This is a genomic window from Anaeromyxobacter sp., from assembly GCA_016718565.1.
Lineage (GTDB): Bacteria > Myxococcota > Myxococcia > Myxococcales > Anaeromyxobacteraceae > JADKCZ01.
On the sequence record JADKCZ010000010.1, the window covers coordinates 1 to 21,600 of the forward strand.

20 protein-coding genes and 2 tRNA genes are annotated in these 21,600 nt (G+C 73.7%); 9 read left to right on the forward strand and 13 right to left on the reverse strand.

Annotated elements, in window-relative coordinates:
• The first annotated feature begins 31 nt into the window (after positions 1–31).
• Both IPO09_16680 and IPO09_16685 read left to right on the forward strand, forming a co-directional pair.
• Positions 32–892, forward strand: coding sequence for a hypothetical protein (locus IPO09_16680; GenBank protein MBK9518948.1), 861 nt, complete (start codon positions 32–34; stop codon positions 890–892).
• Entirely contained in the window at positions 889–1,776 is an 888-nt protein-coding gene (locus IPO09_16685) for an HNH endonuclease (protein ID MBK9518949.1), read from the forward strand. Before IPO09_16680 ends, IPO09_16685 begins: the two co-directional genes overlap by 4 nt.
• Positions 1,777–2,066: 290 nt before the next feature.
• Here the strand turns inward: IPO09_16685 and IPO09_16690 are convergent, their stop codons facing one another.
• Complete coding sequence (locus IPO09_16690) at positions 2,067–2,258, reverse strand: hypothetical protein (protein ID MBK9518950.1); 192 nt, start codon at positions 2,256–2,258, stop codon at positions 2,067–2,069.
• A 794-nt stretch (positions 2,259–3,052) separates the two neighbouring features.
• On the opposite strand from IPO09_16690, the gene IPO09_16695 reads away from it, so the two are divergent.
• Complete coding sequence (locus tag IPO09_16695) at positions 3,053–4,285, forward strand: hypothetical protein (protein MBK9518951.1); 1,233 nt, start codon at positions 3,053–3,055, stop codon at positions 4,283–4,285.
• Between the two features lie 119 nt (positions 4,286–4,404).
• Here the strand turns inward: IPO09_16695 and IPO09_16700 are convergent.
• Both IPO09_16700 and IPO09_16705 read right to left on the reverse strand, forming a co-directional pair.
• Positions 4,405–4,481 (reverse strand) — tRNA-Asp (locus IPO09_16700).
• Positions 4,482–4,492: 11 nt separating this feature from the next.
• Positions 4,493–4,564 (reverse strand) — tRNA-Val (locus tag IPO09_16705).
• 173 nt (positions 4,565–4,737) lie between these two features.
• On the opposite strand from IPO09_16705, the gene IPO09_16710 reads away from it, so the two are divergent.
• The 5 genes from IPO09_16710 (at position 4,738) to IPO09_16730 (ending at position 12,815) form a co-directional block, all read left to right on the forward strand.
• Positions 4,738–7,440, forward strand: coding sequence for a DEAD/DEAH box helicase family protein (locus IPO09_16710; protein MBK9518952.1), 2,703 nt, complete (start codon positions 4,738–4,740; stop codon positions 7,438–7,440).
• Between the two features lie 111 nt (positions 7,441–7,551).
• Positions 7,552–8,667 carry an acetylornithine deacetylase gene (gene argE / locus IPO09_16715; GenBank protein ID MBK9518953.1) on the forward strand — a complete coding sequence of 372 codons (1,116 nt, stop codon included), beginning with the start codon at positions 7,552–7,554 and terminating at the stop codon, positions 8,665–8,667.
• A gap of 17 nt (positions 8,668–8,684) precedes the next feature.
• A complete protein-coding gene (gene dapF, locus IPO09_16720) occupies positions 8,685–9,476 on the forward strand; it encodes a diaminopimelate epimerase (GenBank protein ID MBK9518954.1) in 792 nt (263 codons plus the stop codon).
• A gap of 2 nt (positions 9,477–9,478) precedes the next feature.
• Entirely contained in the window at positions 9,479–11,344 is a 1,866-nt protein-coding gene (locus tag IPO09_16725; GenBank protein MBK9518955.1) for a response regulator, read from the forward strand.
• A 10-nt stretch (positions 11,345–11,354) separates the two neighbouring features.
• Positions 11,355–12,815, forward strand: coding sequence for a DUF4388 domain-containing protein (locus tag IPO09_16730; protein ID MBK9518956.1), 1,461 nt, complete (start codon positions 11,355–11,357; stop codon positions 12,813–12,815).
• Between the two features lie 43 nt (positions 12,816–12,858).
• On the opposite strand, the gene IPO09_16735 is transcribed toward IPO09_16730, so the two are convergent.
• From IPO09_16735 to IPO09_16755, 5 genes are all read right to left on the reverse strand, one after another.
• Positions 12,859–13,275 (reverse strand): hemerythrin family protein, encoded by a 417-nt coding sequence (locus tag IPO09_16735; GenBank protein ID MBK9518957.1) that lies wholly within the window; start codon positions 13,273–13,275, stop codon positions 12,859–12,861.
• 2 nt (positions 13,276–13,277) lie between these two features.
• Entirely contained in the window at positions 13,278–13,592 is a 315-nt protein-coding gene (locus IPO09_16740) for a hypothetical protein (protein ID MBK9518958.1), read from the reverse strand.
• Between the two features lie 20 nt (positions 13,593–13,612).
• Complete coding sequence (locus tag IPO09_16745; GenBank protein MBK9518959.1) at positions 13,613–14,038, reverse strand: hemerythrin family protein; 426 nt, start codon at positions 14,036–14,038, stop codon at positions 13,613–13,615.
• A gap of 113 nt (positions 14,039–14,151) precedes the next feature.
• The gene (locus IPO09_16750; protein ID MBK9518960.1) at positions 14,152–15,363 is read right to left on the reverse strand and encodes an insulinase family protein; all 1,212 of its coding nucleotides are present in this window, start codon (positions 15,361–15,363) and stop codon (positions 14,152–14,154) included.
• A 161-nt stretch (positions 15,364–15,524) separates the two neighbouring features.
• Positions 15,525–17,072, reverse strand: coding sequence for a HAMP domain-containing protein (locus IPO09_16755; protein MBK9518961.1), 1,548 nt, complete (start codon positions 17,070–17,072; stop codon positions 15,525–15,527).
• A gap of 126 nt (positions 17,073–17,198) precedes the next feature.
• Here IPO09_16755 and IPO09_16760 point away from each other — a divergent pair, with 126 nt between their 5' ends.
• Complete coding sequence (locus tag IPO09_16760) at positions 17,199–18,113, forward strand: hypothetical protein (protein MBK9518962.1); 915 nt, start codon at positions 17,199–17,201, stop codon at positions 18,111–18,113.
• Here the strand turns inward: IPO09_16760 and IPO09_16765 are convergent.
• The 5 genes from IPO09_16765 to IPO09_16785 all read right to left on the reverse strand — a co-directional run bounded on the left by IPO09_16765 (position 18,110) and on the right by IPO09_16785 (position 21,586).
• Positions 18,110–18,496 (reverse strand): cytidine deaminase, encoded by a 387-nt coding sequence (locus IPO09_16765; GenBank protein ID MBK9518963.1) that lies wholly within the window; start codon positions 18,494–18,496, stop codon positions 18,110–18,112. The genes IPO09_16760 and IPO09_16765 overlap by 4 nt on opposite strands.
• A 38-nt stretch (positions 18,497–18,534) precedes the next feature.
• Positions 18,535–18,873: a PilZ domain-containing protein gene (locus IPO09_16770; GenBank protein MBK9518964.1), complete on the reverse strand. Its 339-nt coding sequence runs from the start codon at positions 18,871–18,873 to the stop codon at positions 18,535–18,537.
• A gap of 122 nt (positions 18,874–18,995) precedes the next feature.
• Positions 18,996–19,844 (reverse strand): purine-nucleoside phosphorylase, encoded by an 849-nt coding sequence (locus IPO09_16775; protein MBK9518965.1) that lies wholly within the window; start codon positions 19,842–19,844, stop codon positions 18,996–18,998.
• A complete protein-coding gene (locus IPO09_16780) occupies positions 19,841–21,154 on the reverse strand; it encodes a thymidine phosphorylase (GenBank protein ID MBK9518966.1) in 1,314 nt (437 codons plus the stop codon). Before IPO09_16780 ends, IPO09_16775 begins: the two co-directional genes overlap by 4 nt.
• A gap of 48 nt (positions 21,155–21,202) precedes the next feature.
• Positions 21,203–21,586, reverse strand: coding sequence for a response regulator (locus tag IPO09_16785; protein ID MBK9518967.1), 384 nt, complete (start codon positions 21,584–21,586; stop codon positions 21,203–21,205).
• Positions 21,587–21,600: the final 14 nt, after the last annotated feature.

The window sequence follows — 21,600 nt, forward strand, 5'->3', positions numbered from 1 at the left end:
GCGAGAACGTCTTCATCGGTGGTCGGGCGGCGTGACGCTCCAGGTCGAGACCGTGACGGCTACAGGCTTCGGGCTGCTCGACGCAGTCCGCGCCACCTTGGCCAGCGCCGAAGACGTCCTCCTCTGCGTAGCCTTCGCCCACGAGCGGGGCGTTCGGCTTCTCGGAAAGGAGCTCGAGGCGGCCAGCCAGCGCGGAGCCCGGAGCCGTCTTCTGGTGACTACCGCTCTTGGCCGCTCCGCAACGACGGCCGGCGCGCTGGCGGTGGCGCGAGGGATGGGCGTCGAGGTCCGCGTCCACAACCACGCGGGGGGCACCTACCACCCCAAGCTCTACCTCGGCGCGAGGGGCAGGGACGCCCGGGCCGTCATCGGCTCCGCCAACCTGACCGCTGGCCTGGCGTGCAACGTCGAGGTGGGCGTAGCGCTCGCGGGGCTCCGCGACAACCGACCGCTGGCCCGCGCCTGGGAAATCGGGGAGGCGCTCTGGGGGGACGCGCGGAGCGAGCCTTGGGTAGCCAGGGCCGCCGATGCGCCTGGGGAGGAGATAGAGCCCCAGCTCTACGCGGCGCTGGTGCGGGAGCAGCGTCGCGATCCGGTGTTCGTGACCTTGGGGGCCAGTCCACGCCCGAACAAGGTCGTGGCGCTGACGTCCGCCGAAGCACTGATCGAGACAGAGCGGACCGGGCTCAGGCGGACCGGTCCGCAGTCTGTGCCTGCGTGGATGCTCAACCTGGCCTGGGAGTACCTGCGAACGCGAGGCGAACTCTCGAACGCTACACTGCTGAACCAGCTCCGGGTTCATCGTTCGAGCTCGGTCTGCGCGATGCTTGCCAGGGTTCCCGGGGTCGAGCGGCTGCGCACCATCATGCTGCGATGGAAGGGAGGCGCATGATGCCAATCACCCTGGACGAGATCAGGGCCCGGGTAGCCAACATTCGATCGTGGAAGAAGGGGAGCCAGGTGGCGCCACATAAGCCGCTGCTGCTGCTCTACGCCCTCGGTCGCCTCCAGACCGGGAAGGAACGACTCGTCGCGTTCGCGGAAGCTTCTGGCCCCCTGAAGGAGATGCTGGAAGAATTCGGTCCTCGCCGCCGCTCCTATCACACGGAGTTCCCGTTCTGGCACCTGCGGAGCGACCGTCTACGGGAGCTGACCGCGGACGTCGAGGTCAAGCCGAAACCTGGAGACAGCAGCGTCACGGCCGCCGCCTTACGCAGCGCCAACGCAAGGGGTGGCCTGCCCCAAGACGTCTTTGGTCTTCTTCAGTCGAACCCACAAGTCGTGTTCGAGCTTGCAATGGCTCTCCTCGCGACCAACTTCGCAGAGACGCTCCACGGGGACATCCTGGCGGCGGTGGGCCTGGCGGTCTACACGGGATCGGCGCGGCTGCCTCGTGACCCCAGGTTTCGAGAGGCCGTACTCGATGCCTATGGTCGCGCCTGCGCGGTCTGTGGCTTCGACATCCGCCTGGGGACGGTCTCTCTAGCAGTGGAAGCTGCTCACATCCGGTGGCACCAGCACGGTGGCCCGAGCTCAGTAGACAACGGCCTATGCCTATGCTCGAGTCACCACAAGATCTTCGATCTGGGTGGGTTCACGCTTAGCGCGGACTGGGAGATCGAGATCGCTGGGGCCGTGGTCCAGTCGGAGAGCGCCGTAGCGTGGCTCTGGAGCTTCGATGGAAAGCCGCTGCGGCTCCCGAAGCGGGATGGGCTGCGGCCGGCTGCAGCCTACATCGCGTGGCACCGGAAAGGAGGTCTTCAAGACCGCCATTGAGCGGCCCTCCTTCGAGGTCGACCAGGTAGACGTGTAAGGCTGAAGCGTTGCCATTCTCTCCGGTTCAAGCGTTGTTGCGGGGTACCAGTGAAGCAAACCTCTTGAGTTCGATCAGAAATCAATCGATAGCGCGGTTGCAAAGATCCAGGCTGCGGCAGGCTACCACTCGGTAAGCTCGGCGGGTTCCTTCCGGATGAGCCCATGGGGCTCGCGGTGCTCCGGCAGCATATTGCCGATTTGCGCGAGGGCCTTGCCGTCCTCACCAGCGTCGGCGACGCGCTCCAGCAGCATCAGGAGCGCCAGGTGACGCATACGAAGAAGCGGTAGATGCCAGTCTGATGGATCGGTGGCTGGTGCGGAGCCTTCGGCGCCTGCATCGAGCCTGGTTTGACGAGGCCGGCCTGGCTTGGCGTCGGGTGCCCGGCGACTTCCAGTCTGGAATCAGCCGCTTGGATGCCCTTCGGCTTGTAGGAGAGCGCCATTGGCTGCTCCAGGCTGGGCCAGAACCCAGGATTCTCTAGGTTCCAACCTCTTCTGCTTGCTGGCTCGAAGCGAAGGGAACCTCACCGCCACCTCGCCGAAACCATCGCTGCGAGGATTTCGATCTCCAGCGCCTTGCTCGCAGTAGCCTCGCTGGAGGTACCCGCCCGTTCAGTCGGCCCAGCACTGCACGAAAGTCTCCAAGAGGAGGTTTCCGCGAGGGCGCCGGCGCCTTGGACCGCGCCCGCGGGTCTCGCGAGCCGAAAGGGATCCCTACGAGCCGAGAAGTCCCAAAGGTTTCCCGGGCCGGCCACCGAGGTTCCTCCCCGCACCCCACGAGGTCCTCCCCGACCGACGCGCCCCCCCCCCGGGCTGGTCGCGCTCTGGCCCCACACCATACTGGCATTCTCTGACGGCTACGGTGAACGCACGGGCCCCGTCAGCCAAAGAACTCGACCAAGAACTAGAACTCGGATGCCGAACTGGAAGAAGAACTCGAACACGACAGCCACCCCGCCGGCATGGTGCCGGCTGGAGGCTCCCTGGCGTTTCCAGGGCCCGACGCCGCCGCGCCTGAGCGCGGCCGGAGTCGCCAATGTCATCCGAGTCGCCGTACCTGACGTTCGTCGAGGCCGCTGACTTCCTCCGCACCACCGAGAAGGCCGTCCGTAGGCTCTGGGAGCGACGCAAGCTCCCGGGGTCCGCCGGCGTGGGCGCCGCCTGCTCGTGAGTCGGGCCGTGCTGGTAAGGTGGCTGGAGGAGAGCAGCGTGTCGTCGCCCCAGGAGGACTGAGGCGATGAGCTACAAGATCAAGGAGCGGGTCGTGAACGTGGTGCACGTGGTCGACTGCAAGCGCAACAAGGGCTGCGGGCCGGCGTGTATCCGCGAGAAGGACGGCTGGGTCGTCGACTACGAGATCATGTTCCCGAACACGCGCTACCCGGTGCGGAAGCGGCAGCAGATCCCGACGGGCTGGGCGGACACCGACCGCAAGCGTGAGCAGTGGGCGCGCGAGCGGGAGGCGTTCCTCATCTCGAAGGGTCGGGACGCCGAGGCGGCCCAGACCGGCGTCACGGTGAAGAAGCTGGCGGTGAAGTTCCTGGCGCAGCGCCGGGGTGAGGGGCTCGACACCGAGAAGGACCAGCAGCGGCTGGAGGATCACATCCTGCCGGTGGTCGGGGGCGTCCGCGTCTCCGAGTTCCGGCCGAAGCACGCCCACCAGCTGGTGTCGAAGCTGAAGCAGACGCCCTCGGTCCGCGGAGGCAACCTGGCCTCGGGGACCATCCGGGCCATCTACTTCCTGCTGAAGCAGCTCTTCCAGTACGCACTGCTGGAGGAGCTGGTGGTGGGCAACCCGGTGGTGCTCGGGCGCGGCGTGCTGCCGAAGAAGGTCGACAAGGACCCGAGCTGGCGCAAGGGCGCGGTCTTCACCAGGGACGAGGTCGAGTTGCTCATCTCGAGCGACAAGATCCCGTTCCACCGCCGCGTCATCTACGCCATCGCGTTCCTGACCGGGCTCCGCCCCGGCCAGGTCTTCGAGCTGCGCTTCGGCGACTACGAGCCGACGTTCCAGCCGCTGGGTCGCCTCTCGTCGTCGCGCTCCTGGAACTCGTGGAAGAAGAAGGTGAAGTCGACCAAGACCGGAGTCGACCACCTGGTGCCGGTCCACCCGGTGCTGGCGAAGATCCTCGCCGAGTGGAAGCTCCGCGGCTGGCCAGAGCGCCACGGCCGCACGCCCGCTGCCCGCCGACCTGATCGTCCCGACGATCAACGGCACGCAGCGGGACGTCCGAAGGCCCTCGATGGACTTCCACGAGGACCTGGACGAGCTCGGACTCCGTCGGCGCCGGCAGTACGACGCCCGGCGGACCTTCATGTCCCTCGCGCTGAACGGCGGGGCCTCGAAGGACCTGGTGAAGCAGATCACCCACCCGCGGCCGTCGGAGGTCTTCGACGTGTACGTGACGCCGTCGTGGGAGGCGCTCTGCGACGCCGTGGCGTGCGTCCAGGTGGTGGCGAAGGGTGGTGAAGTGCTGTCTTTGCGGCCGAGTTGCGAAGGGCGAATGGCGCCACGATGGCACTGGAGAAGCAGCGGCACTGAGGCCAAGAAGAAGGCCCGCAACTCTGAGGAGTTACGGGCCTTCAGGATGGCGGGGTGTAGGGGACTCGAACCCCTGGCCTCGGCCGTGACAGGGCCGCGTTATAACCAACTTAACTAACACCCCAAACTTTGAAATGGGCGGAGCAGGTATCGAACCTGCGACCCTCGCCTTGTAAGGGCGACGCTCTACCCCTGAGCTATCCGCCCAAGGCGAACGAAAGAGGAGCGGTTTCTAGCCTGCCCTCCTTCCGGTGTCAACGGGTGACGCGCCGGTTCGCGCAGGGGAGGGTGTGGGTGCAACCGCCCGCGGGTTCACGCCTTCTGCGCAGCCCCAGCCGCACCTTGTCCCACCTCCGGCCGGGTGATACGAGGGCGCCGGCATGGCGTTCAAGAAGGGTCAGAAGGTCGTCCACCGCGCGCAGCGCGCCTGGGGTGTCGGCGTCGTCGTCGAGGTCGGCGACGAGGGCCGCCGCCTGGCGGTCCGCTTCGCGGGTCGCGAGGGGGTCACGGTGGTGTCGGGCCGCGATCCGGCCCTCACCGAGGTCCCGGCCGACACGCCGCTCGAGTCCGGCGCGGGCGGGCCGCTCGACGCCCTGGCCTCGGGCCAGCCGGGCCCGGCCTCGGCCTTCGCCCTGCGCGCCCGCGTGCTGCGCCTGGAGGCGCTGCGCCGCGCCGACGGCCTGGGCGCGCTCCTCTCCTCCCGCGTGCACGTCCTGCCGCACCAGGTGGGCGCGGCCGGCCGCATCCTGGCGGACCGCATGCCGCGCTTCGTCCTGGCCGACGAGGTGGGCCTGGGCAAGACGGTGGAGGCGGGCCTGGTCTTCGCGGGCCTGCGCCAGCTGGGCCTCGCCGAGCGGGTCCTGGTGGTGGTGCCGGAGCACCTCTCCTTCCAGTGGCTGGCGGAGCTCTTCCACAAGTTCAACGCCCTCTTCACCCTCCTCACCCCGGAGCGCGTCGCCGCCCTGGGCGGCGCTGAGACGGCCCTGGCCCGCTCGCCGCTGGCCATCGTGGCCTTCGAGACCCTGCGCGCCGACCCGGAGCTGGCCGAGGCCGCCGCCGACCTCCCGCTCGACCTGGTCATCGTGGACGAGGCCCACCACCTGGCCGACGACACCCTGCACGCCCTGGTGGGCCCGCTCTGCCGCGCCTCCTACGGCGCGCTCCTCCTCACCGCCACCCCGGTGCGCCTGGATCCGCGCGAGTACTACCGCCTCCTCTCCCTGGTGGAGCCCATCCCGACCACCAGCGAGGAGGGCTTCCTGGCCCGCCTGGACCAGCACGAGGCCTACGCCGACCTGGCCCGCGAGCTCCTGGCGGGCAGCCCGGTGTCGGCGGCCCTGAAGGTGCTGCGCAAGCTCTCCCCGGACGACCTGGTCTTCGAGGAGGGCTCCATCTCCCGCGAGGCCCTGCTGGCCCACCTGGCGGACCGCTACTCCCTCTCGGCCCGGCTCATCCGCAACCGCCGCGTCAAGGTGGGCGCCTTCACCTCGCGCGTCCTGAAGCGCCAGGACGTGGCCGAGGGCGCCAAGCTGAAGGCCCTGGCGGAGCTGTGCGCCCGCCTGGCCACCCAGCGCGAGAAGGTGCTCTGCTTCGGCGGCGACCTGGACGCCCTGCGCGCCCTGCAGGTGGCCATCGGCGAGGCGGGCCACGAGGCCCTGCTCTACGACGACGCCACCTCCCTCGAGGCCCGCGACCGCCTGGTGGCCCGCTTCCGCGATCCGGAGGGCCCGATGATCCTGCTCTCCGGCGAGTCCGGCGGCGAGGGGCGCAACTTCCAGTTCGCCTGCCACCTGGTCTGCGCCGACCTGCCCACCTCGCCGCTCACCCTGGAGCAGCGCATCGGCCGCCTGGACCGCCTGGGCCAGACCCGCCCGGTGGCCATCCACCTGGTGGTCGAGCCGGGCGACGAGTCCTTCCTGGCCGACCTCTACCAGCACGAGATCGGCATCTTCGACGAGCCGGTGGGCGGGCTCGACGCGGTGCTGGCCTCCCTGCCGGACGACCTGGCGGCCCTGGCCCGCAAGAAGACCGAGAAGGCGCGCCAGGCCTTCCGCCAGAAGCTCTCGGCCCGCGTGGCCGAGGGGCGCAAGGCGCAGCACGACGGCGACCCGCTGCTCGACATCCGCTCGGCGGCCCTGCCGGAGCTGGCGACCCTGGTGAAGAACGCCTTCGCCCGCCTGGGCGACGAGCCACCGGAGGGCATCGAGGCCCTGGGCGGCCTGCCCACCGAGGTGGGCATGGAGGCGCTGCGCGAGGCGCTGGTCACGCTCTCGCGCTGGCTGGAGGAGGAGCTGGAGGAGCTGTGCACCGAGGTGGGCCACCGCGTGGGCATGGAGGTGGACACCGACCAGAACGTCCACCCGTTCGAGGTGGCCTTCACCATCGGCGCGGGCCTGCGCATCGAGGCCCTGCCGGGCATGACCATGCCGGAGGAGCCGGAGACCTTCCTGGGCTCCTTCTGGCGCGAGACGGCGGTGGCGCACGACGAGCTGAACTGGTTCGCCACCGGCCACCGCCTGGTGGAGGCGCTCATGGGGCTGGTGCGCGACGGCGACGCTGGCCACGCGGCCGCCCTGCGCCGCACCTGGGCGCCCCGCCGCGGCGGGCTGCACGCCCGCTTCGAGCTGAAGTGGGGCTCGGCCGCCGACCTGGCCCCGGGCGCCCGGGTGGGCTCGCGCCAGGCCTCGCGCTACCTGGACGGCTCGGCCCTGGCGGCCATGGCCGACCTGGAGGGCGCCCGCCTGGTGACGGGCGGCGCGCTGCGCCTGGAGGACGAGGCGGAGGCGGCGGAGGACGCCAAGGTGGGCCCGGTGCCGATGCCGGCCCTGGAGGCGGCCCTGGCCACCGCGGAGCGCGAGGCGGAGTCGGAGCTGTCCCGCCGCAAGCTGGCGGCCCTGGAGCGGCTCTCGGCCCAGGCCTCGGCGGAGGAGGAGCGGCTCATCGAGGCGGCCTTCGCCGGCGGCGCGGAGCGGGAGTCCATCGACCACGCCCTGGACCGCCTGCGCCAGCACCGCGACGTGACGGCGGCCTCCATCGAGCGGGTCACGCTGCAGCTGGACGCGGTGGCGGTGGTGGTGCCGTAGCGCTGGGCGTGCCTCGACTCCGCGGCCGAGGTGCGGCCGCTCCACTCGGCACGAACGGCCCGGGGGGGGTTTCGGATTCCTGCGCCTCCGCCTAGGATCCGCCCATCCCCTATGGACCTCGTCCCCCTGCTGCAGGCGCTCGTCCGCATCGACTCCACCTCCACCCGCCCGAACGGGCACGTCCTCGACCTCCTCGAGGCGCAGCTCCGCCCGCACGGCTTCGAGCTGCGCCGCTCGCGCTGGACCGACGCCGACGGCGTGCCGAAGGAGAACCTGATCTGCCGCCGCGGCCCGGAGCACGCGGGCGGCCTGGCCTTCATCGGCCACACCGACTGCGTCCCCTTCGACCCGGAGTGGAAGGAGGCGCTGGCGGCGCCGCTGCGCGACGGCCTGGTCTTCGGCCGCGGCACGGCCGACACCAAGGGCTTCCTGGCCGCGGCGGTCACCGCCGCGGGCCGCACCGCCGCGGGCAAGGTGCCGCTCACCCTGCTCTTCACCGCCGACGAGGAGGTGGGCTGCCTGGGCGCCAAGCAGGCGCTGGCCGAGGGGCGCATCCACCCGCGCCACGCCATCGTGGGCGAGCCCACCAGCCTGGTGCCGGTGCGCGCCCACAAGGGCTACTGCGCGGTGGAGGTGGAGGTGCGCGGGGTGGAGGGGCACAGCGCCTACCCGGAGGTGGGCGCCTCGGCCATCCACGCCACGGGCAAGCTCTTCGGCGAGCTGGAGAAGATCGGCCTGGAGCTGAAGAAGAAGCCGGACCCGGCCTTCGAGCCGCCCTACACCACCTGGAACGTGGGGGTCATCGAGGGCGGCAAGGCCCGCAACATCATCGCGGGCAGCTGCCGCTTCAGCTACGAGTGGCGCCCGCTGCCGGGCCAGGACCCGCGCCGCGCCCTGCGCCTGCTGGAGGAGGCCTGCGCCCGCCTGGCCGAGCAGAGCGGCGGCCGCATCACGGTGGACATCGCGCCGCTGCGGGTGGACGCGGCGGCGGTGACCCCGCCGGACGCGGAGATCGTCCGCTTCCTGGAGGGCGAGAGCGGCAACAAGAGCACCACCGTGCCCTTCGGCACCGAGCTGCCGGAGGTGGCCTCCATGGGCGCGGAGGGGGTGGTCTTCGGCCCGGGCGACATCCGGGTGGCCCACCGCACCGGTGAGCACGTGGCGGTGGCGGAGCTGGAGAAGGCGGCGGACATCCTGACCCGGGCCATCGAGCGGTTCTGCACCTGACAGGCTAGACTGCGCCCGTGTCCACCCTCCGCTTCGTGAAGTACCAGGGGCTCGGCAACGACTTCGTGCTGGTCGAGGGCCCGCTCATGGACGCCGCCCGGGCCCGCCGCCTCTGCGACCGGCGCCGCGGCGTCGGCGCCGACGGGGTGCTCACGGTGCTGCCCCCCACCACCCCGGGCGCGGCCGCCACCATGCACATCTACAACTCGGACGGCTCGGTGGCCGCCATGTGCGGCAACGGCATCCGCTGCCTGGCCCGCCACCTGGCCGAGACCCGCGACCTGCACGGCGAGCTCCTCATCGACACCGACGCGGGCCCGAAGGCCTGCACCATCCACCGCGACGCGGCCGGCCGGGTGGAGGCCGTCTCGGTGGAGATGGGGCCGGCCCGGGTGGAGGGCACCGAGGACTTCACGGTGGGGCGCGAGCGGCTCCGGGCGGTGCGCATCTCCATGGGCAACCCGCACGCGGTGCTCTTCGACGACCCGGACCGCGGCCGCGCCTGCGAGGTGGGCCCGGTCATCGAGCGCGCCGTGCCGGGCGGCGTCAACGTGGGCTTCGCCCGGCCGGGCCCCTCCGGCATCGATCTGGTGGTCTGGGAGCGCGGCTCGGGGCTCACCGAGGCCTGCGGCACCGGCGCCTGCGCCGCCGCGGTGGCCTCGGTCCGCGCCGGCCAGGCCCCCACCGGCGTGCCGGTGGAGGTCCGCCTGCCGGGCGGCCCGCTGCTCGTCACCGTGGGCCCGGACCTCACCCGCGTCACCATGCGGGGGCCCGCCGAGCGGGCCTTCGAGGGCGAGACCGGGCTCTGATCATGGCCACCGGGCGGGTGCTGATCGTCGACGACGAGCGGTTCTTCCGGGAGCTGTACGGCGAGGTGCTGTCCGCCGCCGGCCACCAGGTGCGCGCCGCGGCCTCGGGCGAGGAGGCGCTGGTGCGCCTGGGCGAGGAGCGCTTCGACCTGCTCCTCACCGATCTCGTCATGCCGGGCCTGGACGGCATCTCGCTGGCCCGCGAGGCCCGCGCCCGCGACCCCGGCCTGGAGGTGGTGGCGGTCACCGGCCGCGACGACTCCCGCCTGGCGGTCTCGGCCATGAAGGCGGGCTGCGCCGACTTCCTGCTCAAGCCGGTGGACCAGGAGGAGCTGGCGGCGGTGGTGGGCAAGGCGCTCTCCCGCGCCCGCCTCGGCCGCGAGCACGGCCAGCTGCTGGCCGACAACCTGGAGTTCGTGAAGCGCCAGGCCCTCTACCGCGACAGCCTGGCCATCCTGGGCACGCTGGATCTCGAGAAGCTGCAGGACCTGGCCCTGCAGGTGCTGGCCCGCGTCACCGACGCCCAGGGGGCGGCCCTCTGGATCGCCGACGACAAGGGGCAGCTCACCCTGCGCGCCTACCGCGGCCTGGTGGACCGGGCCGCCCTGCCGGCCCGCCTCGACCCCAAGGCGCCGCCCTTCGCGGCCGCCCTGGAGCAGGGCCAGGTGCTGCAGGCGCCGGGCGCGCCGCACGGCGAGGCCTGCTACGTGCCGCTCACCGCCGACGGCGAGCCGCTCGGCCTGGCGCTCCTCTCCGACCGGGCCCGCGGCCGCTTCGGCGGCGACGAGCAGGCGGCGGCCCTGGCGGTGGCCGACTTCACCGCCATCGCGGTGCGCAACGCCCGCCGCTTCCAGGCGCTGGAGCGCATCGGCCTGCGCGACCGCGACACCGGCGCCTACAACCTGGCCTACTTCGTCGACTACGCCGGCAAGGAGTTCTACAAGTCGCGCCGCTACGGCCGGGCCTTCTCGCTGGTGGTGGTGGCGGTGGACAACGTGGAGCAGCTGCGCAAGGCGGGCGGCCGCGAGCCCTACCGGCGCGCCATGCGCGACCTGGTGGCGGCGGTCTCGCGGGTGGTGCGCGACGCCGACATCCTGGCCAAGGTCTCGGAGGGCGAGTACTACGTGCTCCTGCCGGAGACCGACGCCTTCGGGGCGCTCATGTTCCTCCGGCGCGCCGCCGAGGAGGTGCGCGGCGAGGCCAGCATCCGCGCGCTGGAGGAGCGCGCCCCGGTGCTGCTCTCCATGGGCGCGGCCACCTTCCCGAAGGACGGGGAGGACTTCGACGAGCTCCTGCACTGGGCCCGGGCCCGCGTGGAGGCGCAGCGGGCCTCCCTGGTGCGCCGGCTCCACCTGGGCGACCTCGGCAAGGCGGCCTTCTGGGAGCTGTGCGACCTGCTGCTGGGCGACGGCGTGCGCCTGCCGGACGGCGCCCCGTCGTCGCGCCAGCCGGCCGACCCGGCCCGCTTCGAGGCGGCCCAGCGCGAGGCGGCCCGCGAGATCGCCCGCGACCCGCGCGCCCGCGGCCTGCTCTACCTGGGCACCTCCGGCGGCCGCTCGCGCGAGGTGGTGCTGGCGGCGCTCCCGCCGGGCGACGCGGCCGGCCGGGCCGGCGACGCCACGGTGCGCGTCACCCTGCTGGGCCCGCGCGGCGGGGCCGCCCCGGTGGACCACCCGCTGGTCACCGAGGTCTTCCTGGACGGCGACCAGCGCCTCGCCGGCCACCAGGTGCTGCTCTTCCTCACCGAGCACTCGGCCTACGCCCACCTGACCGGCCCGGGCGGCCGGTCGTTCCAGACCTCCGACGCCCCGCTGGTGGACCTCTTGGTGTCCCGCCTGCAGGCGCTCTACGACCTGCAGCCGGTGTGAGGAGCGGCCCATGCCCCCGGTGAAGAAGCTGCTCGTGGTGGACGCCGACCCGGAGACGGTGCGCCTGCTGGCCCCGTCGCTGCGCCAGCGCGGCTACCAGGTGCACGCCGCCCACGACGGCCCGCGCGCGCTGCAGGTGGCCATCCTGCGCTTCCCGGACCTGGTGCTGCTCGACGAGCACACCCCGCTGCTCGACCCGCGCACCTTCATCCGCATCCTGCGCACCAACCCGCGCACCGAGCGGATCCCGGTGGTGCTGATGGGCACCGCCCCGGAGACCGACCGGGCCCGCCTGGGCGCCTGGCTGCAGAAGCCGCTGCAGCTCGACCAGGTGCTGGCCCGGGTGGAGCAGGCCTTCCGCCGCGCCGACGCGGCCCGCGCCGCCGGCGAGAGCCAGGACCTGGAGGGCAACCTGGCGCAGCTGCCGCTGCCCGACCTGCTCCAGATCCTGGCGGTCAACCGCAAGTCGGGCCGGCTGGTGGTGGAGCGCGAGGGCGAGCGGGCCGAGGTGGTGCTGCGCGAGGGCCGGGTGGTGGACGCCGCGCTCGGGCCGGTGGTGGCGGAGAAGGCGCTGTGGCGGCTCTTGTCGCGCCGCGAGGGGCAGTTCACCTTCTCCCCCAGCGCCGCCACCGGGCCGGAGCGCATCGACCGCCGGCTCGACGACCTGCTGCTGGAGGGGCTGCGCCAGGCCGACGAGCTGGCGGCCCTGCTGCCCTCCCTGCCGCCGCCGCAGGACCGGCTGGAGCTGGTGGACGGGGCCGCCACGCTGCCGGCCGGGCTGCACCCGGTCACCGAGGAGGTGGTGGCGCTGCTCTCGGCGCCGCGCACCTTCGTGGAGGTGCTGGACCGCTGCCACGCCAGCGACCTCGAGGCGGCCCGCGCCGTGGCCGCCCTGCTGGAGCGCGGCTTCGCCCGGCGCCGCCCGGCCGCGCCGCCCGAGGCCGCGGTGGCCCTGCTGGCGCCGCACGAGCTGCACGCCCTGCGCGCCCGGGTGGTGCGCGGCCGCTCCTCGGGGCCGCAGGTGGTGGGCAAGGTGGTGGTGGCGGGCGGCGGGCCGGCCGAGCGCCAGGCGGCGGCGGCGCGCTTCGCCACCGTGCCGGGGTTCCAGGCCACGCCCGGCGCGGCCGGCGCGGAGGACTTCGGCACGCTGGGCCGCCTCACCCTGGGCGACGGCGTGCGGGTGGACCTGGTGGCGCTGCCGGCGTCGCCGGCCGACCGGCCGCTCTGGCGCCCCTTCGCCGCCGGGGCGGTGGGCGCGCTGGTGCTGCTGCCGGCCGAGGGCGCGGCGGCGCTGCTGGAGGAGCTGGGCCGGGCGCAGCGGCTGCCGCTGGTGGTGTGCGGCGCGGCCGGGGACGCGGCGCTGGCGGGGCTGGTCGGCTCGCCGGGCGGGGTGGCGTTCGAGGGGAGCGACGCGGCCGAGGCGCTGCGGGCCCTGCTGGCGGGCGCGGCCGTGCGGCTGGCCAGCTACTGAGGGGCCGTGCCTGGGCTCACCGCCCGCTGCGCAGGCGCTCCGCTCACCGCTGCTTCTTCAGGTGGTCCACCAGCGAGCGGTCGGTCTTGTAGATGTGCTCCCGCAGCCAGCCGGTCACCCGGTTGCCCACCCGGATGATGAACAGCACCGTGGGCCCCTCGCTCTTGAACTCGCGGTAGAGCAGGCCGAACTCCTGCACGAAGCGGGCGTGCTCGGCGCGGTGGGCCTCCACGTCGGGGTAGTCGGCGGTGGCCATGATGGCCTCCTCCGCGGCGAAGTGGTGCACCACGTAGTCGCCCAGGAAGGTGAGCATCTGCCCGACCTCCTCGCGGCTGCGCTTCTCGCGCGAGGCGGCCAGGAGCTTGTCGATGCGGGCGAAGAGCTCGCGGTGCTGCCCGTCGATCTCCGGCTCGCCGGTCTCCAGGTTCTTGTCCCAGGTGATGCGGATGCGGTCTTCCACGGTCAGCCTTCCTGCACGTCTGCGCCCAGCCTGGCGCGGGTGGCCGGGTCGGCGCACAGCAGGCCGTACTCGGTGCGGGTGAGCCAGGCGCTGCGCGAGGTGGTGCGGCCGCGCAGGGTGAGGCGCACCCGGCCGGCCTCGCGCGTCACGGTCACCTGGTGGCCGGCGGCGAGATCGCGCTCCAGGGAGCGCAGGTGGCGGTGGATGCGCACCGCCCGGCGCCCCTCGGGCGAGGAGAGCGCCAGGAAGAACCGGTTGCGGCTGAAGCTCGGGTCCTGCCTGAGGCGACGGACCACCTGCGTGACGAAGTCCACCATGGTGCGTGGACCGGAAAGTATCACGCCGAGCGGGCCGGGGCCGAGGCGCGGTGGGCCAGCACGAAGCGGCCCAGCGCCAGGTCGGTGAAGTAGACGTGGTCCTTCAGCCAGCCGATGGTCTCGCGCTCCAGCTGCAGCACCAGCGAGGCGGTGGGGCCACGCTCGGCCAGCGCCAGGGCCAGCTCGCGCAGGCCGGCGCGGAACTGCTGGTGCTCGCCGGCGTGGCGGGCCCGCTCGGGGTAGTCGACCTCGTCCATGAGCCGCTCCTCGTCGCCGAAGTGGACCACCACGTACTCGCCGAGGAAGGCGAGCAGGCGCACCGCCTCCGACCGGTCGTTGCGCAGCATGGAGTCCAGCAGCCGGTCGACGCGGCGGAAGAGCTCCTGGTGCTGCGCGTCGATCTCGGCCACGCCCACCGACAGCGTGCTGTTCCACTGGAGCGCCACGGGTCGCCTCCCCGCGCGACGAGGCGCGGTGGCCCGGGATACTAGAGCCACACGCGCCGTATGGAACGGCCATGAGCGTGCGACAGGATGCCCCGCTTACGCCCCGTTTGGGCTCAAGCGAGCGGACCGCCGCTGGCCGCCAGCTTGTCGAGCGCCTTCTCGGCCCGCCGCCCCACCTGGCCCACCACCACCGTCGCCAGGTTGCGCCGCGTGAAGGCGCCGGCGGCCACCCGCTGCACGTCGGCCAGGGTGACGGCCTCCACCCGGCGGCAGCGCGCCTCGAACCCCTCGGGCGCCGCCAGCACCTCGCCGGCCCCGTACCAGCCGGCCAGGTCGGCCGGGCTGTCGAGCGAGAAGGCCAGCGACATGCGGTGGCGCCGCTGCACCCGCAGCAGCTCGGCCTCCGGCACCGGCCCGGCCGCCAGGTCGGCCAGCACCTTCAGGACCTCGGTCACCACCAGCGGCACCTTGCGCGGGGCGCAGGCGCCGTCCACCACCAGCATGCCGGCGTCGGCGAAGGTGTCGAGGCCGCAGTGGAGCGAGTAGGCCAGGCCGCGCTTCTCCACGATCTCGAAGGGCAGGCGCGAGGAGAGGCCGTCGTCGAGCAGCCGCCGGATGCACAGGAAGGCGGGGTAGTCGGGGTGGTGCTCGGGCGGGCAGGGGAAGGCGATGGTCAGCTCGGCCTGGGCGTCGTCGTGGCCCACCACCTGCAGGCCCGGGGCGTCGGGCCAGGGCGGCGGCGCGCGGTCCTCGGTGCGGACCCCGCGCGGCAGGCCACCCAGGTGGCGCTGCGCCAGGTCCAGCACCTCGGCGTGGCGCACCGGCCCGGCCACCGCCAGCACCAGGTTGGCGCCGGTGTAGAAGCGCTCCAGGTGGGCCCGGACGTGGCGCGGGCGCAGCGCCTTCACCGTCTCGCGCGTGCCGCCGATCTTGAAGCCGAGCGGGTGGCCCGGGAAGACCAGCCGCTTCACCAGGTTGTCCGGGTCGATGTCGCGGCCGTCGGCGTCGATCTCGTCGAGGATCTCCTCCAGGATCACCTCGCGCTCCACCTCCATCTCCTTGAGGAGCGGGCGCTGCACCAGGTCGCCCAGGATGGCCACCCCGGTGCCCAGGGCGTCCGGGTGGATGGGCGTGTAGTAGCAGCCGTGGTCGCGGGCGGTGACGCCGTTCAGGTTGCCGCCCACCGCCTCCACCGCGGCGTTCATCGCCACCGAGTCGGGCCAGCCCTGCGAGCCGCGGAAGAAGAGGTGCTCCAGGAAGTGCGAGACGCCGTTCACCGCGGCGGTCTCGTGGCGCGAGCCGGCCCGCACGTAGAGGGCGATCATGGCCGAGTGCAGGCCGGGGGTGGGCGCGGTCAGCACCCGCACGCCGTTGGGCAGGACGTCGCGCGAGAGCTGGCCCCAGGCCCGCCGGTCGCCGGGGGGGCCGGGGGTGCTGGTGCGGGGGCGCCGCGCGCCGCGCGCCGCGCGCCGGGAGGGAGCGCGGCTCACGTGGTCACCAGCTCGGCGGGGGTGGGCTCGCCCAGCCGCTCCTCGGCCAGCGCCGGCAGCCGCAGGGTGAAGCAGGTGCCGCGCCCCACCTCGCTCTGGCAGCGCACCTGGCCGCCGTGCTCCTGCACCACCTGCTGCACGAAGGCCAGCCCCAGGCCGGTGCCGCGCTCCTTGGTCGAGTAGAACGGGTCGAAGATGCGCGTCAGGTCGTCCTCCGGGATGCCGCCGCCGGTGTCGCGCACGTCCACCTCCACGGCGCCCTCGGCCCGGCGGGCCGCCACCGTGAGGGTGCCGCCGCCCGCCATGGCCTCGCGGGCGTTGCGCACCAGGTTGAGCAGCACCGCCCTGAGCTGCCCCTCGTCGCCGCGCACCGGCGGCAGGCCGGCGGCCAGCTCGCGGCGCACCTCCACCCGGGCCGCCGACAGCTCGGGCGCCAGGAAGTCGAGCAGCGAGCCGCACAGCTCGGCCAGGTCCTGCCGCCCGGGCGCCTGGCGGGGCGGCTTGGCGAAGCGCAGGTACTCCTCGGTGACGGCGTTGAGCCGATCCACCTCGCGCGAGATGGCGGCGCACAGCGCCCGCGGCTCGGGCGGCAGCTCGGGGCGGGCCTCCAGCTCCTCGGCCAGGAGCTCGGCGTTGAGGCCGATGGCGTTGAGCGGGTTGCGCACCTCGTGGGTGATCTGGGCCGAGATGCGCCCCACCGCCGCCAGCCGCTCGGCGCGCCGGAGCTCGCGCTGCTGCGAGGCCAGCGAGGCCGCCATGGCGTTGAACTCGCCGGCCAGCAGGCCGATCTCGTCCTGGCTCTGCACCACCACCTGGCGCGACAGGTCGCCGGCGGCCACCGCCTTGACCCCCTCGGTGAGCCGCTCGATGGGGGCCAGGAGCCGCCGGGCGAAGAGCGCCGAGCCCACCCCCACCAGCAGGGCGATGAGGGCGTAGATGACGATCAGCGCCACGGTGCGCGACTCGGCCCGCTCGGCGGCGTGCACCCGGTCGGCGATGCGGCTCTCCAGCTGGGCCTGCAGCAGCTTCACCTCCAGGGACAGCCCCTTCTCCAGCTGCCGCACCTCCTGGGCGCGCGCCTCCAGGCCGGCGCCGGCCGGGCCGCCGGCCTCCACCAGGTCGAGCAGGCCGCGGGCGGCGGCGTCGTAGTCCGACCAGCGGGCCCCCAGCTGGTCCAGGCGGGCCTCCACCTCGCCCAGCACCCGGGCGTCCTCCTCGCCGCCCAGCCGGGCGGCGTCGCGCGCCACCCGCTTGCCCTCCTCGATCTTCTCGCGCACCAGGGCCGGGAACTGGGCCCGGGCGATGGGCAGGTAGGCCCGCCGCACGGCCGGGTCGAGGTCCCTGACCTCCAGGGCCCGCGCCGCCACCCAGTCCTTCACCTCGAGCTGGGCGGCGATGCGGCCCAGCGGGAAGTAGCCGTTGGAGAGGAGCCGCAGGTCCTGCCCCAGGGCGTGCAGCCGCACGATGGACACCGCCGCCACCAGGCCGAAGGCGGCCAGGGCGACGGCGAAGGTCAGGACGATCTTGGTGGCGACTTTGCGCATCGGTTCCGGGGCGGGTGGGGGGGCGCATCCTACCGCTTCCCAAGCCGCCGGTTGCTGCGGTACCTAATGGGATTCCCCGTTCCACACCACCCACCCGCCCCACCGTCCACCGGAGCACTCCCCCCAATGACCGGCCTCGCCCTGCTCGCCGCCCTCGTCGGCGTCCTCGCCGCAGTCGCCTTCTTCATGATGTCCCGCACGGCCCGCGCCGAGGCCGCCGCCCGCGCCGCCGAGGTGGTCACCGCCCGGGCCGACGCCGCCGCCACCCAGAAGGCCCTGGCCGAGCAGCGGGCCGAGCTGAGGGAGAAGCGCGAGGAGGCCTCCACCCTCCGCCAGCAGCTGGACACGGCCAAGAAGAAGGCCTTCGAGCAGGCGGAGGCGCAGAAGAAGGCCGGCGGGGCGGTGGCCCTGCGCGAGGAGCTGGAGAAGGTGGCCACCCGGCTCGCCGAGGCGCGCACCGAGGCGACGCACCAGGCCGAGGTGGCCAGGGCCGCCGAGCTGGCCCGCGCCAAGGCGGTGGCCGAGCACGACCGGGTCAAGACCGCGCTGGACCGCAAGCTGGCCGAGCCGCCGCCGGTGGCCCCGGTGGCGCCCGAGCTGGCCGAGGTGCAGGCCCGCCTGGGCGCCGAGCTGGCCGCCGAGAAGGACCGCGCCGACAAGGCCGAGGCGCGCGGCGTCGAGCTCCGGAAGAAGCTCTCCGAGGTGGAGAAGGACCTGAAGGTGCAGAAGGGGCGCATCGAGACCGAGCGCCGGGTCTACATGGTCACCAAGGGCGAGCTGGACCTGTCCCAGGACCGCTACACCGAGCTGAAGAAGCGCAACGACGCCCTGCGCAAGCAGCACGACGAGCTGATCGACGCCGTCCGCCAGGCGGCGCGCGAGGAGCGGCAGCTGGCGGAGCGGGCGGCCGGCAAGGTCCCGGCCGAGCCGAAGGCCGAGGCCAGGGTGGAGCCGGTGGCCGAGGTGAAGGTGGAGGCCCAGGCTGCGCCCGTGGCCGAGGCGGCCCCGGCCACGCCGGCCGACGGGCCGGCGCCCGCCTAGAGGAACCGCCGGCCGAACGCCTGCGGCAGCAGCGCGCCGAGCGTGGTCTCGACGCGGGCGCCGCGGGCGCCGCTGAGCACCACCGGCAGGTCCGGCCCGGCGAACTCGGCCAGGGTCTGCAGGCACATGCCGCAGGGCGGGGTGGGCGGGGTGGTGGCGCTGGCCACCGCCACCGCCTCCAGCCGGCGGTGGCCGGCGGCCACCATGGCGCCGACGGCGTTCCGCTCGGCGCACACGGTGAGCCCGTAGCTGGCGTTCTCCACGTTGCAGCCGGTGTGCAGGTGGCCGCTGGCCAGCAGCGCCGCCCCCACCTGGAACTCCGAGTAGGGCGCGTAGGCGCGCCTGCGGGCGGCGCGGGCCTGGCCGGCCAGCCAGGCGGCCAGGGCCGGGCGCCAGGCGCCGGCGGGCCGCGCCTTCACGCTCACTCCACCGCCTGGACGCCCGCCTGGAAGAAGCGGGCCAGGGCCAGCTCGGCCTCCAGCGGGATCTCGGTGAAGCGGATGTGGGTGCCGAACTGGGCCCCGTCGCGCGAGATGCGCAGCACCTCGCCGGTGGCCAGCACCTCGTGGTCGTAGCCGGGCACCATGAAGCGCAGCTCCACCACGGCGCCGGTGGTCGGGTGGAAGCCGGCGAAGTAGACGCCGCCGATGGACAGGTTGCCCTGGTGCTCCTCGAACGAGCCGCCCAGCTCCCGCTCCCGCACCTGGAAGCGGAAGGGCACCCGTTGGCTGTCGCGGCGGTCGTCGTTCGGCTCCTGCATCGTCGGCTCCCCCTGTGGTGCCAGCCACGCTACCAGCCGGCCGGCACCCCTTCAACGCGCCTCCACCGATGGTCCGCGCCGCGGCGCGGCAGCGTCGGCGGGAGGACGGCGGCGGCGCCCGATCAGCGCGCCGCCAGCGGCAGGAAGGCGCTCAGCAGGGCGGTCAGCCGGTCCGTGGCGCGGTCCGCCACCAGCTGCACCTCCTCGTGGCTCAGGCGGGCCGCCGAGAGCCCGCTAGCCAGGTTGGTGACCACCGACAGCCCGGCCACCGGCACCCCCTGGTGGCGCGCCGCGATCACCTCGTGCACCGTGGACATGCCCACCAGGTCGGCGCCCATGGTCCGCAGCATGCGGATCTCGGCCGGGGTCTCGTAGGCCGGCCCGGCCACCCCGGCGTAGACCCCCTGGCGCAGCACCAGGCCGACCTGGCGGGCCGCCTCCTCGAGCAGCTGGCCGAGCCGCCGGTCGTAGGCCTCGCTCAGGTCGGGGAAGCGCGGCCCCAGCCTGTCGTCGTTGGGGCCGGTGAGCGGGCTCTGGCCGGTCAGGTTGAGGTGGTCGGTCAGCCGCACCAGCTCGCCCGGGGCGTACTCCGGGTTGATGCCGCCGGCCGCGTTGGTGACCAGCAGGGCGCGCACGCCCAGCGAGCAGAGCACCCGGGCGCCGAAGGCCACCTCGGCGGCGGGCCAGCCCTCGTACCCGTGGACCCGCCCCTGCATGGCGGCCACCGCCACCGGGCCGTCCGGCCCGTCGAGCTCGCCCACCACCAGCCGCCCGGCGTGGCCGGCCACCCTCGACTCCGGGAAGCCGGGGATCTGCTGGTACGGGATGTGCGCCGGCCGGAGCAGCCGGTCGGCGAAGGCCCCCAGGCCGGAGCCCAGGATGACGCCCACCAGCGGCTTCGAGTCGGTCTTGCCGCGCACCCAGGCGACGGCGTACTCCAGCCTGGTCGCCAGGTCGGCGTGTCGGGTCATGGCTCGGCCATCCTCTCCAGGACCAGCGCCGGCTCCGCGGCGGGCCCCCCGCCGATACGGTACGCCCCGAGGAGGCGGGCGGCCACCAGGGACTGCGCCTCGCCCCCGGCGTTGCGGTGCACCAGGCAGAGCGGCTCGCCGGCCGCCACCCGATCGCCCACCTTGCGGAGCAGCACCACGCCCACCGCGGGGTCCACGGCGTCCTCCACCCGGGCCCGGCCGGCGCCGAGCGCCATGGCGGCCAGCCCGACCGCCTCGGCGTCCAGCGCCTCCACCACCCCGGCCGAGGGGGCCAGGAGCGGCACCACCTGGGCGGCGCGCGGCAGCCGCCCGGGCTCGTCCACCACCCGGGGGTCGCCGCCCTGCGCCGCCACCACGGCGCGGAAGGTGGCCAGGCCGCTGCCGTCCAGGATGGCCCGCTCCACCCGGGCCCGCGCCGCGGCGAGGTCCGGGGCCAGCCGGGCCAGGAGCACCATCTCGGCGGTCAGCGCCACGGTCAGCTCGCGCAGGTCGGCCGGCCCGCCGCCGCGCAGGAGCTCGATGGACTCCGCCACCTCCAGCGCGTTGCCCACCGCCCGGCCGAGCGGCTGGTCCATGGCGGTGAGCAGCGCCGTGACCCGCTTGCCCATGCCGCGGCCGATGCCGATGAGCGTCTCGGCCAGCCGGCGCGCCTCCGGCAGGGTCTTCATGAAGGCGCCGCGCCCCACCTTGACGTCCAGCACCAGGGCGTCGATGCCCTCGGCCAGCTTCTTCGACATGATCGAGCCGGCGATGAGCGGGATGGACTCCACCGTGGCGGTGACGTCGCGCAGGGCGTAGAGCCGCTTGTCGGCCGGGGCGATGCGGGCGGTCTGGCCGATGAGCCCGAGCCCCAGGTCGCGCACCAGCTCCACGAAGCGCTCCACCGGCAGGTCCACCCGGAAGCCGGGGATGGCCTCCAGCTTGTCGAGGGTGCCGCCGGTGTGGCCCAGGCCGCGCCCGGAGACCATGGGCACCTTGACGCCGCAGGCCGCCGCCAGCGGGGCCAGCGGCAGCGAGACCTTGTCGCCCACCCCGCCGGTGGAGTGCTTGTCCACCTTGACGCCCGGGATGGCCGAGAGGTCGAGCACGTCGCCGGAGTGCAGCATGGCGGCGGTGAGGGCCCGCACCTCGCCCTCGTCCATGCCGCGGAAGAAGACCGCCATGCAGAAGGCGGCCAGCTGGTAGTCGGGGATCTCGCCGGCGGTGTAGCCGGCGATGAGGGCGCCCAGCTCCTCGTCGGAGAGGCGGCCGCCGTCGCGCTTGCGGTGGATCAGCTCGTAGGCCCGCATCCCGCTCCCCCGTGCGCCGCGCCCGCCGCCGCGGGCGGCCAGGCGCCGCTACCAGATGATGGAGTCCACCAGCTCGTCCACCATGTCGCCCAGCTGCTCGATGCCGTGCGACTTGGAGAGGTAGCCGTCGGCGCCGGCCTGCTCGGCGATCACGGCCAGCTCCTCGTCGGAGCGCGAGCTGTAGAGCACGATGGGGATGCGCTCGGTGTGGAAGTCCTGCTTGAGCACCCGCACGATGTCCTTGCCCGAGATGTCCGGCATCATGAGATCGGTGAGGATGATCTCCGGCTGGAAGGCGTCGAGGGCGGCCTGGAACTCGATGAGGTTGGAGGCCACCGCCACCTCGTAGCCGCGCGCCTCGAGCACGGCCTGCTCCATCTCGAGCGTGATGGCCGAGTCGTCGAGCAGGAGGATCTTCTTCTTCTCGGCCATGGGAGATCTGGGGG

Excerpts from the sequence above, each read along its gene's own strand:
- IPO09_16750 (MBK9518960.1), bottom strand. The coding sequence starts at position 15,363 with ATGATCGCCCTCTACGTGCGGGCCGGCTCGCGCCACGAGACCGCCGCG.
- IPO09_16785 (MBK9518967.1), bottom strand. The coding sequence starts at position 21,586 with ATGGCCGAGAAGAAGAAGATCCTCCTGCTCGACGACTCGGCCATCACG.
- IPO09_16730 (MBK9518956.1), top strand. The coding sequence starts at position 11,355 with ATGCCCCCGGTGAAGAAGCTGCTCGTGGTGGACGCCGACCCGGAGACG.
- argE (MBK9518953.1), top strand. The coding sequence starts at position 7,552 with ATGGACCTCGTCCCCCTGCTGCAGGCGCTCGTCCGCATCGACTCCACC.
- IPO09_16780 (MBK9518966.1), bottom strand. The coding sequence starts at position 21,154 with ATGCGGGCCTACGAGCTGATCCACCGCAAGCGCGACGGCGGCCGCCTC.
- IPO09_16725 (MBK9518955.1), top strand. The coding sequence starts at position 9,479 with ATGGCCACCGGGCGGGTGCTGATCGTCGACGACGAGCGGTTCTTCCGG.
- IPO09_16685 (MBK9518949.1), top strand. The coding sequence starts at position 889 with ATGATGCCAATCACCCTGGACGAGATCAGGGCCCGGGTAGCCAACATT.
- IPO09_16710 (MBK9518952.1), top strand. The coding sequence starts at position 4,738 with ATGGCGTTCAAGAAGGGTCAGAAGGTCGTCCACCGCGCGCAGCGCGCC.
- IPO09_16770 (MBK9518964.1), bottom strand. The coding sequence starts at position 18,873 with ATGCAGGAGCCGAACGACGACCGCCGCGACAGCCAACGGGTGCCCTTC.
- IPO09_16690 (MBK9518950.1), bottom strand. The coding sequence starts at position 2,258 with ATGGCGCTCTCCTACAAGCCGAAGGGCATCCAAGCGGCTGATTCCAGA.
- IPO09_16740 (MBK9518958.1), bottom strand. The coding sequence starts at position 13,592 with ATGGTGGACTTCGTCACGCAGGTGGTCCGTCGCCTCAGGCAGGACCCG.
- IPO09_16775 (MBK9518965.1), bottom strand. The coding sequence starts at position 19,844 with ATGACCCGACACGCCGACCTGGCGACCAGGCTGGAGTACGCCGTCGCC.
- IPO09_16760 (MBK9518962.1), top strand. The coding sequence starts at position 17,199 with ATGACCGGCCTCGCCCTGCTCGCCGCCCTCGTCGGCGTCCTCGCCGCA.
- IPO09_16695 (MBK9518951.1), top strand. The coding sequence starts at position 3,053 with ATGAGCTACAAGATCAAGGAGCGGGTCGTGAACGTGGTGCACGTGGTC.
- IPO09_16755 (MBK9518961.1), bottom strand. The coding sequence starts at position 17,072 with ATGCGCAAAGTCGCCACCAAGATCGTCCTGACCTTCGCCGTCGCCCTG.